This is a genomic window from Pedobacter sp. AW31-3R, from assembly GCF_052180285.1.
GTDB lineage: Bacteria > Bacteroidota > Bacteroidia > Sphingobacteriales > Sphingobacteriaceae > Pedobacter.
This window is the reverse complement of the sequence record NZ_CP197475.1, coordinates 2,278,273-2,294,393: the sequence shown is the minus strand read 5'-3', so window position 1 is coordinate 2,294,393 and position 16,121 is coordinate 2,278,273. Positions and strand designations below refer to the sequence as shown.

Sequence of the window (16,121 nt, the reverse complement as noted above, 5' to 3'; positions counted from 1 at the left end):
TCTAATCTCATTCTAATTTCATGATATTTTTTACAGGATAAACTACAGTACAGGGTAAACCCTGACAGGAAAATTCCAGAAGATTTACCTGAAAAAATCGTAAGGTATCATTGTGATGACAAAAAGATTAGTCGATTATAATTTGTATTTTAGATAGAATTTCAACCGCTAAAAGATAACCAAATGTTAAACCGAAGAAACTTTATCCGCAACACTGCGGGTGCGCTGGGAAGTACTGTACTCCTTTCTGCACTTGATAACCCACTTTATGCTTTTTACCAACGCACTGTTGGTGCAAATGATCAGATCAATATCGGAGTGATAGGGATCAAGGGAATGGGATGGTCAGACCTGCAGGCTGCGTTAAAAGTCCCGGGTGTAAATCTTGTTGCTTTATGCGACTCAGATAAAAATGTACTCGATCAGCGTATGGCTGAACTGAAATCGATGAATATTGACAGTAAAAAAGTAAAAGCCTATAAGGATTACCGTTCCTTACTGGATAGAAAAGATATTGATGCAGTGATCATAGGTACTCCGGATCACTGGCATGCACTCATGATGGTACATGCCTGTGAAGCCGGCAAAGATGTATACATCGAAAAACCTGTAGGAAATTCCATCATTGAATGCCGTACCATGGTAGCTGCCCAGGAAAAATACAATAAAGTAGTGCAGGCCGGGCAATGGCAGCGGAGTCAGCAGCATTTTAAAGATGCGGTAGATTTCGTAAAAAGCGGGCAGCTGGGAAATATCAGGACTGTCAAAGTCTGGTGTTACCAGGGCTGGATGAAACCTGGCCCCATAGTCCCGGATTCCCTCCCTCCTGTTGGTGCCGACTATGAGCTATGGCTTGGACCCGCTAAAAAACGTGCGTTTAATTCCAGCAGGTACCATTTTAACTTCCGCTGGTTTTGGGACTATGCCGGTGGATTGATGACCGACTGGGGCGTACATTTACTGGACTACGGCTTGCTGGGAATGAATTCTCCGGTACCAAAAACCATATCAGCGCTTGGAGGCCGGTTTGCCTATCCTGATTTATATGAAGAAACCCCTGATACATTAACCACGCTGTATGAGTTCGATAACTTTAACATGGTATGGGATTCAGCCATGGGCATTGACAATGGATCTTACAACAGGGACCATGGAATAGCCTATATAGGAAATAACGGCACCCTGATCTTAAACCGCGGCGGATGGGAAGTGATTGAAGAAAAGCAAAGTGGAAATAAAGTAAGCAAACCACTTGTCAAAGCATCAGACAGGGGGCTTGACAACCATATGGTCAATTTCTTTAGTTGTTTAAGGTCGCGAAAAAAGGAAGAGCTGAATTGTTCAATTCAGGCAGGTGCACACGTGGCTACCGTATCCCAAATGGGGAACATTGCTTTCAGAAGCGGAGAGAAACTTACCTGGGATGAGGGGAAACATCAATTTACCGACCAGCAGATTAATGATAAATATCTTCTTGCACCCTACCATAATGGCTATAGCCTTCCTAAGGTCTGATCTGAGCATCAGTAAAACGGGCTGAACTATTGTTAGTTACCATTCAACTGGAAAAGATTGATTTATTACCTGTCTAAATTATTATATGATATTCGTATTTATAAATTTTGAGTATTTTTAGTCGTTCATAAAAAACTATTTGATAAATGAAGAAAATCGTTCTGATTGCCTGTGGTATTGGATTTACCCTGTCGTTACAAGCCCAGGAATTACCTTTAAAAAACATCAAAACCAATGCGGTAACCTCAGTAAAAAACCAGGGGAAATCCGGCACCTGCTGGGATTATTCGACCACTTCCCTACTGGAAGCTGAAGGACTTCGTAAAGGATTAGGGGAGTTTAATCTTTCTGAAATGTTTACGGCCCGCAATACCTATATTGAAAAAGCTAAAAATTATATCCTTCGTCAGGGAAAAGCACAATTCAGTGAAGGTGGTCTTGGCCATGACCTGATCCGTGCCATTTCCATTTATGGCGCAATGCCTCAGGAAGCTTTTCAGGGGGTAACCGGTGAAATCCCTGACCACAGCGGATTGGATGAAACCTTGAAAACTTACCTGGACGAAGTATTGAAAAAACGTCCTTTGGCGTCAGACTGGCTGAAAGGTTATGAAGCAATCCTTGATCAGAAAATAGGTGTTCCGCCAGCTACCTTTGATTTTAAAGGAAAAAACTATACACCCCAAACTTTTGCAAAAGAGGTGTTAAAGTTTAATGCTGCTGATTATGTCAACATTACCTCATTTACCCATCATCCTTATTATAGTCCATTCATTTTAGAAGCACCGGATAACTTCTCCAATGGATCTTTTTATAATCTCCCGCTGAATGAAATGGTGAGTCTTACCAAAGACGCATTAAAAGGCGGATATACCATTATGTGGGATGCAGATGTAAGCAACAGAAATTTCCAGCAGGCAAAAGGTTATGCGATGTTGTTCGCAAATACAGAGGACGGTAAACAGGCGCCATTAAATCCTGAGGCAAAAGAAACAGCCTATTCAGCAGAATTACGCCAGCAATTGTATGAAAACCTGACCACACAGGATGACCATTTGATGCACCTGACAGGATTAGACCAGTCTGCCGATGGCAAATTATTTTTTAAAGTAAAAAACTCATGGGGAGCCGTGGGGCCTTTCCAGGGATACATTGAGGTATCTGAACCTTATTTTGCGATCAATACGGTAAGTTTGGTTGTTCCAAAAGCCGCCTTATCCAAAGAACTAAGGAAAAAACTGGCCTTATAGCCATTTCTCTCTGAGATCAAAAAGACTGCATCCTAATAAAGTAAACCCCAGAAGTTAGACAAAAACTTTTGGGGTTTACTATTTATATCAACACACATTTGAAGAGAAACCTGATGGAGTTTTTCAAGTAAGAAGGGAAAATTTATGAAACAGCCAGCACTTTCTTCGGACTTTTCTTCTTTTTCTTTTTCCCCCACCAGATATAAAAACCTGTGATCGGTAGACTGGCACAGACAAGACTACAAATGAAATAAATAATTTTCGTGGCAAGTCCCCCATAAGCCCCTACATGCAGGGAATAGTTGAGCTTCCGTACTTGGTCCGGAAATTTCAAATCGCCCAAACGTTTACCACTCCTTTTGGATAATTCCAGGGTAGCCGGTTCAAAATACAGGTCCCTCCAATATCCTGCATGCATATCCGTACAGGCATAAATCAGTTCGTCTGGTTTTTCCGCTAAATGTACAATCACCTCATTTTTGTTATACAAGGCAATCTCTTTGCGTACTTTATACCAGATTTTATCTGCATCTACCAGCGCAGCATTTACCGATGGGGCCATGACTTCTTTCGGAGGCCTTCTTCTCGGAGCACCTTCCCCGCCTGTAACCCAATAGAGGCTCCTGGAAAACCAGGAAAAGCTCATCACCAATCCGGTAATGGTCATTAACAATGCAATCAACAGGGTATAAAAACCCAGGACATTATGCAAATCGTAATTGATACGCTTAAACTTAGCACTCCATTTAATCTTAAAACTCTTGTCCCGGTTCGTTTTATTCCATTTCTTCGGCCACCAGAGTATCATTCCGCTGATCAGCAGAAAGAAGAAGATAAAGGTAGCCCATCCTATAATGGGCTTACCAATATCTCTTCCGAGCATCAGGTTTCTGTGGAGGTCATTTACTTCATGAAAAATATCCTCATGACCCATGTAGGCAACAATTTCTGCCGTATAGGGGTTGACATACACTGTAGAATCAGAGTCCATAGAAACAGCAACTGATTTGCCTAATCCATGGTACCAAAATGAATGAATTTCTTTCCCAGGAACAGCCTCCGCGACCGACTTATACAGCACAGAAGGTGGTAATAGCTTGCTTTCTTCCTGCGGCTCTACATTCAGTTTTGCATTTAACAGACTTTTGATCTCGTGTTCAAAAACCAGGATACATCCGGTTATACTGATCACGAAGACAATAATTCCTGAGGCTATCCCGAGCCAGAGGTGAAGCCAGGCATTCACTTTGCTCAGCATACTTTTTATATTCATTGGATTTTCTCTTGCCACAATTGCTCAGTATCAGTATTTAGTTAACATTCAGTTTAGTGAATGCACTTACATCTGTAATACCCACCAGGTGCAATCCACGTTTTGCAGTTGAATTCTGTAAGTCTATCACATACACATAATATTCACCTGCATCATCCTGAAGCAGGTAATATGCGGTCTTACCATCTTTCTCTACATAAACTTTATTGTTGTAAGACGACTGGTCATGGGCAGGGATACCCGTCACTTCTTTTAATGTTTTGGCTTCCGCATCTACGATGGCCAGGTTCACTTTTCCACCGGCAGTACCACCTGTTTCTGAAGTAGTGTACATGGTCATTAAGAACTTATTGTCAATGATATGATTTCCACGGGCAATTTTTCCTTTACCCAAAGCCTCTACATCAAAGAAATAGCTGGAATCAAAAGCATCCGTACCACTTTTTATCCTCAATATTCCTGAAGGATTTCTAGGAACAAGTCCAGCTTCTGTAGTTCCGGATGTAAACCAGGTATAGGCATCCCCATTAGGTGTTACACCAACCCCTTGCTGACTACCCCAGTTTCCGATAAAACTTCCACGGTCATCACTAATTGTTTTAACCAGTTTCAGGTCAGGATAGCTGAAAATAGCGATAGTCGACTTGTTGACTTCCAGAATATTTCCACCCCAGGTAGAAGTTCCATCCGCAATCTGATAAGGCACATAAATTTTGTCTCCAACCTGGAATAAACCTGTCCAGATTGCCATTCTTCCACTACCGGCTACTTCTGTCGACAGATTTACAGTATTCTGTGCCTGAATAGAAAATGTCTCTGTATTGTAGTTCATCAGCGTTGCTATAGGACTGGTAATATTCCTGTTGGTTGATCCGATAATGATATTTTTATCGCCATATGTTCCGTAGATACCTGGACGGATGGCATTCACTGTTCTGTCATCAAAACGTTTCAACACGCCTGCATCATTAAATCCATACGGGGTAATTGGTCCCTGATCGCCATAAACCATTCCAAAAACGTAGTTATTCTGTGGAAGGAAAGAATACTCATTGGAAGGAATACCATTTCCTACAACACTTAATGTTCCCTCTGTCACATTATCTGTCGCTACGACATAACTTCCTGCTCCCCCACCTTCTGATGCGGCTTCACTGGTCACTACAAAAACAAAATTCTGGGTTCCCGATTCAAAAGTTTCAGGCTCACCATTATCCTTTTTACTGCAGGACAAAAGACTGGCACTGAACAATCCGGCCAACAAAAACGCTTTCAATAGATTTTTAGATTTTCTCATTTTATTATTATATGATTAGTTATTACTTGATTTTTAGTGCTGAGATGATTTTTTTGATACCACTGTTATTCATTAGCCGATCTCTCAAATCATTATTTGAGCTTCCTTTGTTATTCAGGCAGGCCTATCTGTTGATGAAATAGCGAAGTTTAACATTGAAGCTCCTGCTGGGCTTTTGCATGGCGAAATTGTCATATCTCGTCACATCGGTAATATTTAAACATTCCAGGGCAATGTTGTACTTGCCCGAAGCCATGGTATAGACCATGTTTACATCATGGGAAAGCTGTCCGGGAATGGTAAACCGCTCAGACGGAGTAGCCAGACTTGGCCAGTCAAGGAAAAATTCATGTACATACAGTAAATTGTAACCAATACTAAGGACATCACCTTTCGAACGTACATTTGCGAAGTTGATATTGGCATCTGCATTTCCGAAAAGGTATGGCGTATTTGGTAACCTGTCTTTATAAACTGTACTTTGAATCAACTTACCAGGCTCACCTTTAGTCGTATTGATCAGATTCTGGTAAGTTATATTTCCTCCTAAAGAGATTAAATTCTTATAATAATATCTGAGGTTTGCATCTACACTGTTGTTCCTTACACTTCTTTGATTTTCATACCTGAGTGTACGTGAACCATTGGATTGCAAACTTCCTAACACCGCACGGATATAGTCATCTGCACTTCGGTATACATAATTTGCGTCTACGCTAAAGCGGTGTGAATGGTTAAGCTTGAAGAAGTAGGATAATCCGACATTTATATTATCACTATTCTCAGGTTTCAGATCAGGGTTGGCAATTTGATTTAGACCATCGCCAAAAAGCTCACTGCCTTCCGGTAGCCGGTATGCCATTTCATAAGACAACTTAAACTGTAAATCCTTTTTCAAAAAGTAGGTCGTAGCGACACCATACCCTGTTTTATTTAAGGAAGACTCATTCAGGTTAAAAACCTCATTGAGATAGGTATAAGAAGAATTCTTCTGGTTGTACTGTTTCACAAATAAGTTGGTATTCCACTTTTCATTCCAGGCGATGCGGTACCCCAGTCCGGTAATATTTTTACTGGTCTTTTTGGGGAATCTATTCTCTGGCAGATCCGGAAAATAGGTGTTTAATCCTGTTCTGTTAAAAGTAGAATACATGTGATTTAACATCAGACTGTGTTTCTCTGAAATATCATAACTCACATTTGCAGACGCCAGGCCGTTATTATTCTTGTAGCGGTAATCGGTAAGGGATGATTCCCCTCCCTGGGCTTCCGGATTGTTGGGATACCTGGGTACGCTTTCTCCAAGCCAGTTAAATCTCCTTGGTACCGTATCCAGACTTCTTTCTTTTCCGAGATTGAAACGCCCGGTTACACTCACATTTAACCCTTTCAGGAAAAGATCCTTTTTCAGGTACTTGATACCCGGCTGCAGAATACTGCCCCTGGTTTCCCTGCCGCCATATACATCTTCCATAATATTTCCGGTCTGTACCTCCGAACGGTTATTGCCTACGGTAAGGCTCAGCAATAACTGATCTGCATATTTTTTATTTGATACCCCCACGTTCGCGACTACTGTTTCATTATGGTAGGTATTGTGAAAACGCCTTACACGCTGTACCGGACTATATATCCCGCTGACCAGGTCGGCAACTTTCATATTCACCCAGTAATTATTATCGGAATAGTTCTGGAAAGCATTCAGCTGCACAGTAAAACCATTTTTATCTACAAATCCGGCATTGATATTGGTTTTATGTGTATTGAAAGAACCAAATGAATAGGAAGCATCGAGATATTTTCCCGGATCCGTTTTGGACACAATATTTACAGCGCCTCCTAAAGCGTCACCACCCAACCAAACGGGGACGACTCCCCTGTACACTTCCACCCTTTCAGCAAAATTTACAGGAATGTTATTCAATTGAAAAGATGATCCAAAATTATCCATTGGCAAACCATCCAGAAACATTTTCACCTGATTGCCTGAGAATCCATTTAAGGAGAAGGTCATGTTCGATCCCACTCCACCGGACTCCCTTAACCTTACACCAGACACACGATTCAGTGCCTGTCCAATATCCATCGTGGTATTGTATAATTTTTTAGCATCGATAACGGAAACATTATAAGCTTCCTGGCTAATTTTTTTATTTTTACTAAGCCCAACAATCGCTACTTCTTCAATATCCCGGCCATCTACCACCACAGAGAAATTCTGAACCAGAACCTGTCCTACTTTAACAGTGACTTTCCTTTCCTGCTTCTCAAAACCTAAAGCATTGATATGGATGGTGTAATTTCCGGCAGGTAGCTGAGTAAAAATGTAGTTTCCATGATTATCGGTCACCACCTCTTTTTTTAGAGGCATAAGCCTGACGGTTGCGGAGGCGATGGAGAGCGATTGTTCATCGGAAAGTTTTCCTTTGATACCGCCTGTATTTGATTTTTGTGCCTGTACACAAAAAATAATGGCACATAGTATGCCCGTTAGCAAGATTTTCTTAATTTGCATTACTTTTAAATGTTTCGATTTGGAAGTATCCCTTTTAGGGTTTGGGTCATACAGGTACGAACTGTATGACCCTTTTCTACACTCTAATTATCACAACCCTAACTTTACCCCCACGCTATTTAGAATTTATTTAAATAAATATTTAAATATGCTATTTTAAGTGTTTAGAGGCCTATTTCCATCAGGATTTAGTTGTTTTTCAGGAGTTTTTTATGGTGTTTTGGTGTACAAGCTGTCTTCGGCAGTTTATTCACAAGCCTTCAATTTTATTTGTGTTCATGGGTTCGCCGAGGCTCTGTTTATCGGTTATGAAAGTATCACAGGCTTATTTTTCATTAGCTTTTATTGTTCTTCATTTGTATTCAAGAACTCGCATGCTCGGTTTTTCATTAGCTTTTATTGTTCTTCATTTGTATTCAAGAGAATGCTTCATTAAGTTCATTGCTGTTGGCAAGCGGTAGATTCATGATGGTTTCATCAGGAAAGGTAAGTTCAAAACTGATTTCTGCCGGAAACTGATATCCGAAGAGGACATCAGACAGGATGTTCATCAGAAAAACTTGAGGAGGGCGCCGAAGCAGAAAATAGACAGAACGTCTATTCATTCATCTTCAAAAAGAGGATGGTTTTAAAATCTCAGGATAGAATTGCCCGGTTAAAGAACCAGGCAATTCAGTTCATTTACTGCAATCCTTCAGCAGAAGCAGTATCTTCTTTATTTTCTATTCCATTATCAATTAAAGCCTGATTGTATCCCGATGAATATTTTATTTGTCCCCATGCCGTCAGCATCAATACAATATCTTCATCTTTAAACGGGCCCGACAACTGGCTCTGGCAATAGATTACAAATTCATTTTCCGTCATATTACAGGTATTAAGAATTATCAATTAATGTTTCGCCGCAAAATAAGGCATTTTAATTCAATTTATCCTGCGATTTTACCACAGCTGCGGTCACCATCAGTTGCCCTACATGCCGCATGGTATGTTCTGCGCCATGCACCAAAAGTCCGATGACTGTAGAGGGTAGTCCTGCCCGGCCTATTCCCCGGTAATCAGGTAAAATTGCAGGATCTGTTTCCTTTAACTGCAGCAATGCCAGCTCTACCTGATTAGAAAAGCGCTCCAGTAACTCCTTTACCGTCGTTCCATGGGAAGCACTTTTACCTTCTCCCTCCAGCCATGCAAACTGATCCGGATTTAGGCCTTCTGCCCTGGCATAAGTGAAAACCCGGTCCAGCACCCCGCTGAGGTGTTGCAGGTGAAAACCACAAGATGCCATACCTGCCGGACGCTCCCATAAGAGTTCATCAGGAAAATTAAACAGGTATTCCTCTATTTCTTCCCTTGCCTGCAGCAAAGCATGGGCCACTGGCTGTAACATAGCGGGAATTTCCGGGATTGGTCCCCTTTGCCAAACTTCTGAACTTTGTGCCATAACATGATCGATATATATCCAAGATAATCATTATTTGTGTCTATTTTTTTCGTATATCCGGTAAGATTTCATCATCTCCAACCCAGTGCCGGAGCAACATGCTCCAAAATGGCAGATAGTACATGGATATTGTAATCCACGCCCAAGGTATTCGGAATAGTCAGCAACAGTGTATCCGCTTCCTGTATAGCTTCATCTCCGGCCAGTTCCTTAATGAGCTGATCAGGTTCGGCTGCATAGCTCTTCCCGAAGACCGCGCGTTGTTCAGCATCAATATAACCAAAGCTATCCGACCCTTTTCCCTGCTGTCCGAAATAATATCTGTCCTGGTCATTAACCAGTGCAAAGATCGAACGGCTTACGGAAACCCTGGCTTCCCGCTGGTGCCCAGCTTTTTTCCAGGCTTCCTTATACAACCTGATCTGTTCCGCCTGCTGGATATGAAAAGGTTTACCACTTTCGTCAAATTTAAGCGTTGAACTTTGCAGGTTCATGCCATTCTCGGCAGCCCAGACTGCAGTTCCATTAGAGCCGGCTCCCCACCAAATACGTTCCCGCAGTCCTTCCGAATAAGGCTCTAAACGTAACAGACCCGGCGGATTCGGAAACATGGGGTTAGGATTGGGCTGGGCAAATCCGGTGCCCTTTAAGCGATCTAAAAACTCCAGGGCTTTTTTCCGGCCCATATCTGCATCCGTTTCTCCCTGCTCGGGCTGATAACCAAAATAACGCCAGCCTTCGATGACTTGCTCGGGCGAACCTCTGCTGATACCAAGCTGCAAACGACCATCGGAAATCAGATCTGCTGCACTGGCATCTTCTACCATATAAAAGGGGTTTTCATAGCGCATATCGATCACGCCTGTCCCAATCTCTATCTTATTGGTTTTTGCCCCAATAGCTGCAAGCAATGGGAATGGCGAAGCCAATTGCCTTGCAAAATGATGCACCCTAAAATAGGCGCCATCCAAACCTATTTCCTCCGCAGCAACGCTGAGGTCTATGGATTGCAGCAATGTGTCGCCCGCAGTACGCGTCTGGTATGAAGGATGATCAGACCAGTGTCCGAATGATAAAAATCCTATTTTCTTCATTGATTACATGATTTATAAGCGAATGTAAAGCTAAGCTAGCGAAAGAACCCGGGAATCTATTTCCTTACTGTATCCTTGGATTGTAAAATATTGATTGGCACACTCCATATCGGCAAACTTTTGTGATCATTTCCAATGATATCGTATTCGGCATTTTAATGTTTAATTTTGTGGTATGCTCAATATGCACCCCATTCATGTGTTTGCTCCGGATATAGCCACCCAAAAGGATCCTGCAGCCGGATTTTTTGCGGCTGTGCGCCTGGAAGACTTTTCTGCAAAAAGCATTGCAGCCACTGCTCAATATAGCCGAAAAGATTTTTACAAGATCTCATTGATCACTGGTCATACTTCCTATTTTTATCAGGGAACAGAATATCGTCTACATGGCGACGAATGGGCCCTGGTGTTCACCAATAGCGAAGTTCCTTACCGCTGGGAAGTGCACGATGGCGTTTGCAAAGGCTATGCCTGTATGTTTACCGAAGATTTCCTGCCGCTACATACACACATACGTCCCATGGACTGGGACGTTTTTAATGGTTCCGCGCAAACGGTCTTTAAACTTGATGCGCAAAAAGCCGCATCTTTTGCAGGCCTTTTTGAAAAAATGCTTGACGAGCAGGCATCAAACTATGTGCATAAATACGATCTGCTGTTTCTACACGTACTGGAATGTATTCATGGTGCTTTAAAGCTGGAACCCGAGGTAGAAAGTAAAAGCCAGGCAGCTACTGCACGGCTGGCTGCATCATTCAAAACTTTGCTGGCCGGTCAATTTCCATTGGCTTATCCCTATCAACAGATTACCCTGCGTACACCACAACAATTTGCTGATCAACTGGCTGTGCATACCAATTCACTCAACCGGGCGCTTAAGGAGGTAACAGGAAAAACCACCACGCAACTGATCAACGAAAGGCTGATTCTGGAGGCGCGTGCCCTATTGGTACATTCGAACTGGAGCATAAGTCAAATAAGCCATAGTTTGGGATATGAAGAACCTACCCATTTTTCCAGGGCATTTCGTTCCGCTACTGGAAAAACTCCATCTTCCATGCGTTGATGCTTTGAATAATGCGTTGATGGTTTGATTATGGTCAGCATCCGTTTGACTAAGGTTCATCAATGTCTGCTGCTCCAGGTAATTTTGTATCGTAAATTAAAATACGATACGATATGAAAACATGGTTTATAACCGGAACATCAACCGGATTGGGCAGAGTGCTTACCGAAAAGCTACTGGCTAAAGGAGATCGCGTAGTGGCTACCCTGCGTAAAGCCGATGCGCTGAATGAATTGAAAGAGAAGTACCCTGAGCATCTTTGGGTTGTTGTACTGGATGTTACCGATACCGCAGCTATCAAAACAGTCGTCAATCAGGCTTTTGCAGAGGTAGGGCAGATCGACGTAATCGTGAATAATGCAGCCTACGCACTATTCTGCTCAGTTGAAGAAGCAAGTGACGAACAGATATTGCACCAGATCAACACCAATGTTATTGGTTCTATACAAGTCATCAGAGCTGCACTACCACATTTCAGAAAGCAGGGCCATGGGCATATTATGCAGCTTTCATCAGCCGGTGGACAAACTACTTATCCTAATTTTGGCTATTATCATACCACGAAATGGGCTGTTGAAGGTTTTTGTGATACTATAGCTAAGGAATTGGCTCCGCTTAATATCAGTGTAACGATAGTGGAGCCAGGAGCTCATGAAACATCATTTGGTTCGGGGATGACTACTGCGCCTGTCATGGAGGCATATGAACATACTCCGGCTGGCGACGTACGGCGGGCCATTGCCAAAGGCACGTTCCCTATTAAAGGAGATGTAGATAAAACCGTACAAGCTATAATTGATAGCACGGCGGTATCTCCTGCCCCACTACGGCTGGCCCTAGGCGGTGATGCTTACCGCGATATGCGTGCTGCTTTGGTCTCACGTCTGGAAGCATTAGATGCGCAAAAAGAGTTGGCTATGGCCAGCGAAAAAAAGGATTAAGCTCAAAGCAATAATATACCCTAGGCAGTTCACCGTCGAATTTGATGTATTGGCAACAGGTGAGAAGATAAAGGATATTTCCCCGATGTCGTTTTGGCTTTGCTACAGTCAACAGCGCAGAGGAATATACCAGCAATGCAGGCGCTTATGTCGAATTCCATTATTATGATGGTGACCAGATAAATTTTGGCAATAGCAGTCCTAAAAAATTCATCAATACCACGTTTGACCTTTCTAATTATTTAAACCGCCCGCTACACGTGGCTTTAGCTGTAGACGGACAGCAGATGATCGTATATCTGGACAGGCAAAAACTACAGGAAGGAATCTTTTTTAATCCCTCCGTTGCCAAAAACTTTTATTTTACCACTCCATGTACCTATGAAAATGGTGCAAAAGTGCTTATCACTAATATTAAAATCTATGGATTCAGGAGATAACTGTGTTTGATGTCCGGCGTGTAAAATCATGATAACCTCAGAGGGTATTGCCATTAGAAATGGTCAAAATTATTATCACAACTTTATATTGTGTAACAAACCTTGTTATTAATACGTCTTATAGCACAACTAACTTAGTAAATATAAGAAAATTTATAAAAGCATGAAGGATAAATTCTCTGAAGAATTGATACAATTGGCAGAAAATGATTTGTTGATAAGGGAACAGTTGTTGGCGATAAACAAACTTTCTGACGGATATAATCCTGAAATGGAAAAAGTGCATAAAGAAAATGCCCAACGCCTAAAAGAAATAATTAAGGAAATTGGTTTTCCAACCATCTCAAAAGTCGGAGAAAAGGCAAGTGATGCTGCTTGGCTGATTGTTCAACATTCGATAGCAGAGCCCGAATTTATGAAAAGTTCTTACAAACTAATGCTGGAAAATTCGGCTGATGTTAATTTGAGGCATCTTGCATTTTTATTTGACAGGATTCAGTTTTTTCAAGGGACGCCACAGAAATTTGGAACTCAGCTTAATTCAGATGGAACAATTTATCCGGTTATCAATAAAAACGAAATCAATGGGCTAAGAAAAAAAAATCACCTGCCAGAGCTTACGCAAGAAAAGATTGACAGTATCCCTCCCATCGAGAGTATTGAATTCATTGAAAATCAAAATGCGGAAGATATTATATGGCGAAAAAAAGTTGGATGGAAAAAATAAAGAAGATACTCAAGAAAATATACTGATATATTAAAAACTTAAACCAAATTGTCTTAATGTAAAAAAACAATGAGAAGAATTCTCAAATGGGCAAAACGGATAGCTTTAGCATTAATCACCTTTGTGATATTCTTACTCATTGGAGGATTTATCTTCGAAAGTAAATCCCGACATGATGCCGAAAAGATTAATCCCGACGGAAACTTTGCAGTGATTGAAAATCATAGGATGCATTATTACAAAAAAAGGAACGGCGGACCTACCATTGTTTTTGAAACCGCATTTGACCCGGCAGGACACCTACAGTGGTACAATATTCAGCAAGAATTACCTAATTCTTACACAACCTTTTCCTATGATAGGTCAGGAATTCTGTGGAGTGAGCGTGGAAAAAACGCAAAATCGGGAGAAAAAATGGCGGAAGAACTGCATCTTTTGCTGGAAAAAGCAAGCATGCCCAAACCTTATATTCTTGTCGGACATTCCTTTGGTGGAACGCTTGCCCGGTTTTTCGTCAACAAATATCCTGAAGATATTGGAGGTGTGATATTGGTGGACAGCCAATGCCCTGATGATGAAAGATATTTATCTCCTGAACTATGCAAAATGGTAAATCAGGGTCTTCCCAGCGGTTTTCTAAAATTTGCCAATACTTTCGGACTTGCCAGAATGATGTTCAAAGGAATGTTTCCCAATGACAAATCATTCGAACATCAGAATTCGATAATGCCTGCATTACTTTTCAAAAGTGCCGATGCCGTATTGGAAGAACAGGAGGAGATGAGCTCCATCAAAAAAGAAGCATCAAAAATAAAATCTTTTGGCAATATCCCTCTTCTAGTATTGACCGCAGCAGATGAAAAACGCTTTGATGGTACCATCAAGGAGAAAAAATTTAAAAATGAAATGCTTAGTGCGTGGAATAAAATGCAGAAAGACTTTTTGCTTCTTTCAACGGATAGCAAGCAAATAACAGTGCCAAATAGCGGACATTATATCAATCAGGAACAGCCAAAAATTATTGAAGATGCAATCAATGAAATGGTAAGTAAAGTATCAAGCGAAAAATCTAACGTTCAATATTAATACCCAATTGTAGCTCAAATCAAAAATTATGAAAAAGATAAATTACATTTTAATTTTTATCTCTATATCAATCTTTCACTACCAAAGATTATCAGCTCAAAATTTAATAAATAACTTAGATTCAAAAAAATCCTTAATTGACAGCATTATCGAGAATAAGATGAAGCAGTCCGGTATTGTGGGCATCGGCGCAGCAATTATTATTGATAAAAAACTGGTCTGGGAAAAAGGTTATGGTTACTCAGATAAAGAAAAAGGAATTGCTTTTACACCTTCTACAGTTATGAATATCGCTTCCATCAGCAAGACCTTCACCGGATTTTGCATGATGAAAGCTGTGGAAGAGGAAAAGGTTTCGCTGGACGAGGATATTAATAACTATCTACCATTTAAGGTGGTGAATCCCAATTTCCCTGATGAAAAAATTACGTTAAGACGATTGGCAACGCACACCTCCGGATTGACTGACCGTTATCCTTTTTATACGGATAGTACTTATATTTATGATGGACAAAAAGCTGAAGATTTGGGTATTTTTTTGAAAAATTACTATGTAAAGGGTGGAAAATATTATTCAAAGGATAATTTTCTAAATGCAAAACCTGGAAAGATTCGTGATTACTCCAATATTGCAACAGGCTTGACCGGATATATTGTAGAATTGAGAACTGGTAAAAAACTTAATGCGTACGGTAAGCAATTTATTTTCAATTCTTTAAAAATGAAAAATTCGGGTTGGTTTTTATCGGAAATCGATATGGTTAAGCATTCCAAGCTTTATGCAAAAAAGGAAGGCAAAATTGAACAAATCCCCTTATATGAAGGTATTACTTATCCGGATGGCGGCGTAAGAACTTCTGTGGACGAATTGTCCCGATTCTTCATCACACTTTTGAATGATGGTGAATATAATGGAAAGAGGCTACTAAAAAAAGAGCTTGCGCAGGAAATGCTGAGATTCCAATACACCGAAAAAAACAAGCCAGACAGCTTAGATATAAAAAAAATGAATTCCGGAATATTCTGGTCAACAAAATTAGGAGGTACAAGGATTGGACACAACGGCTCCGACCCAGGTGTAAGAACTTTTATGCTTTCTGATCTGGAAAGGGAGATCGGGGTTGTCGTATTTTTCAATACTTCATTAGACGAAAAAGATGAAAATGTATTTTTTGGAATTTATGAAGCCCTATATCGATATGGACAGAAAATCAAGCAGGGACAATAACTTGAGACTAAAATATATTACTCTTATTCAGTTTCTTGAATCACCTGAAGTAATTTGTATGATGGGAAACTACTTCCTTAAGTTTAGAAGCAAATTGAATCAGAACTTTAAAAGAATTAAAGGTTCAATCTTCTCTGGAATTTAGACGTGTCTTGAAATTGAAAATTGTCACAAGAAATCTTTCATATGTTCGTAAGGTCTACGATTAATTCTTTCTGAAGTTAAAAAATCGCAACAACAGAAGCAGG

The 16,121-nt window shown here is 40.8% G+C and carries 15 protein-coding genes; 8 read left to right on the top strand and 7 right to left on the bottom strand.

Features of this window, described 5'->3' with window-relative positions:
- Positions 1-183: 183 nt before the first annotated feature.
- Together ACSBL2_RS09370 and ACSBL2_RS09365 are read left to right on the top strand one after the other, a co-directional pair.
- Positions 184-1,515 carry a Gfo/Idh/MocA family protein gene (locus ACSBL2_RS09370; RefSeq protein WP_442591426.1) on the top strand — a complete coding sequence of 444 codons (1,332 nt, stop codon included), beginning with the start codon at positions 184-186 and terminating at the stop codon, positions 1,513-1,515.
- Positions 1,516-1,661: 146 nt separating this feature from the next.
- Positions 1,662-2,765 (top strand): C1 family peptidase, encoded by a 1,104-nt coding sequence (locus tag ACSBL2_RS09365; RefSeq protein WP_442591425.1) that lies wholly within the window; start codon positions 1,662-1,664, stop codon positions 2,763-2,765.
- Positions 2,766-2,907: 142 nt separating this feature from the next.
- On the opposite strand, the gene ACSBL2_RS09360 is transcribed toward ACSBL2_RS09365, so the two are convergent.
- The 7 genes from ACSBL2_RS09360 to ACSBL2_RS09330 form a co-directional block, all read right to left on the bottom strand.
- Positions 2,908-4,038, bottom strand: coding sequence for a PepSY-associated TM helix domain-containing protein (locus tag ACSBL2_RS09360; protein ID WP_442591424.1), 1,131 nt, complete (start codon positions 4,036-4,038; stop codon positions 2,908-2,910).
- A gap of 37 nt (positions 4,039-4,075) precedes the next feature.
- A complete protein-coding gene (locus ACSBL2_RS09355) occupies positions 4,076-5,335 on the bottom strand; it encodes a DUF4374 domain-containing protein (RefSeq protein WP_442591423.1) in 1,260 nt (419 codons plus the stop codon).
- Between the two features lie 124 nt (positions 5,336-5,459).
- Positions 5,460-7,850 (bottom strand): TonB-dependent receptor, encoded by a 2,391-nt coding sequence (locus ACSBL2_RS09350; protein WP_442591422.1) that lies wholly within the window; start codon positions 7,848-7,850, stop codon positions 5,460-5,462.
- A 416-nt stretch (positions 7,851-8,266) separates the two neighbouring features.
- Complete coding sequence (locus ACSBL2_RS09345) at positions 8,267-8,401, bottom strand: hypothetical protein (RefSeq protein WP_442591421.1); 135 nt, start codon at positions 8,399-8,401, stop codon at positions 8,267-8,269.
- 130 nt (positions 8,402-8,531) lie between these two features.
- Positions 8,532-8,717, bottom strand: coding sequence for a hypothetical protein (locus tag ACSBL2_RS09340; protein ID WP_442591420.1), 186 nt, complete (start codon positions 8,715-8,717; stop codon positions 8,532-8,534).
- Positions 8,718-8,769: 52 nt separating this feature from the next.
- Positions 8,770-9,291, bottom strand: coding sequence for a DinB family protein (locus ACSBL2_RS09335; protein ID WP_442591419.1), 522 nt, complete (start codon positions 9,289-9,291; stop codon positions 8,770-8,772).
- 71 nt (positions 9,292-9,362) lie between these two features.
- A complete protein-coding gene (locus ACSBL2_RS09330) occupies positions 9,363-10,385 on the bottom strand; it encodes an LLM class flavin-dependent oxidoreductase (RefSeq protein ID WP_442591418.1) in 1,023 nt (340 codons plus the stop codon).
- 175 nt (positions 10,386-10,560) lie between these two features.
- Here ACSBL2_RS09330 and ACSBL2_RS09325 point away from each other — a divergent pair, with 175 nt between their 5' ends.
- From ACSBL2_RS09325 to ACSBL2_RS09300, 6 genes are all read left to right on the top strand, one after another.
- Complete coding sequence (locus tag ACSBL2_RS09325) at positions 10,561-11,451, top strand: helix-turn-helix domain-containing protein (protein ID WP_442591417.1); 891 nt, start codon at positions 10,561-10,563, stop codon at positions 11,449-11,451.
- Between the two features lie 113 nt (positions 11,452-11,564).
- Positions 11,565-12,392: an SDR family oxidoreductase gene (locus tag ACSBL2_RS09320; RefSeq protein ID WP_442591416.1), complete on the top strand. Its 828-nt coding sequence runs from the start codon at positions 11,565-11,567 to the stop codon at positions 12,390-12,392.
- Positions 12,393-12,652: 260 nt separating this feature from the next.
- A complete protein-coding gene (locus tag ACSBL2_RS09315; RefSeq protein WP_442591415.1) occupies positions 12,653-12,832 on the top strand; it encodes a hypothetical protein in 180 nt (59 codons plus the stop codon).
- A 163-nt stretch (positions 12,833-12,995) separates the two neighbouring features.
- Positions 12,996-13,559 carry a DUF6624 domain-containing protein gene (locus tag ACSBL2_RS09310; RefSeq protein WP_442591414.1) on the top strand — a complete coding sequence of 188 codons (564 nt, stop codon included), beginning with the start codon at positions 12,996-12,998 and terminating at the stop codon, positions 13,557-13,559.
- Positions 13,560-13,628: 69 nt separating this feature from the next.
- Positions 13,629-14,645, top strand: coding sequence for an alpha/beta hydrolase (locus tag ACSBL2_RS09305; RefSeq protein WP_442591413.1), 1,017 nt, complete (start codon positions 13,629-13,631; stop codon positions 14,643-14,645).
- 28 nt (positions 14,646-14,673) lie between these two features.
- Positions 14,674-15,873: a serine hydrolase domain-containing protein gene (locus ACSBL2_RS09300; protein ID WP_442591412.1), complete on the top strand. Its 1,200-nt coding sequence runs from the start codon at positions 14,674-14,676 to the stop codon at positions 15,871-15,873.
- Positions 15,874-16,121: the final 248 nt, after the last annotated feature.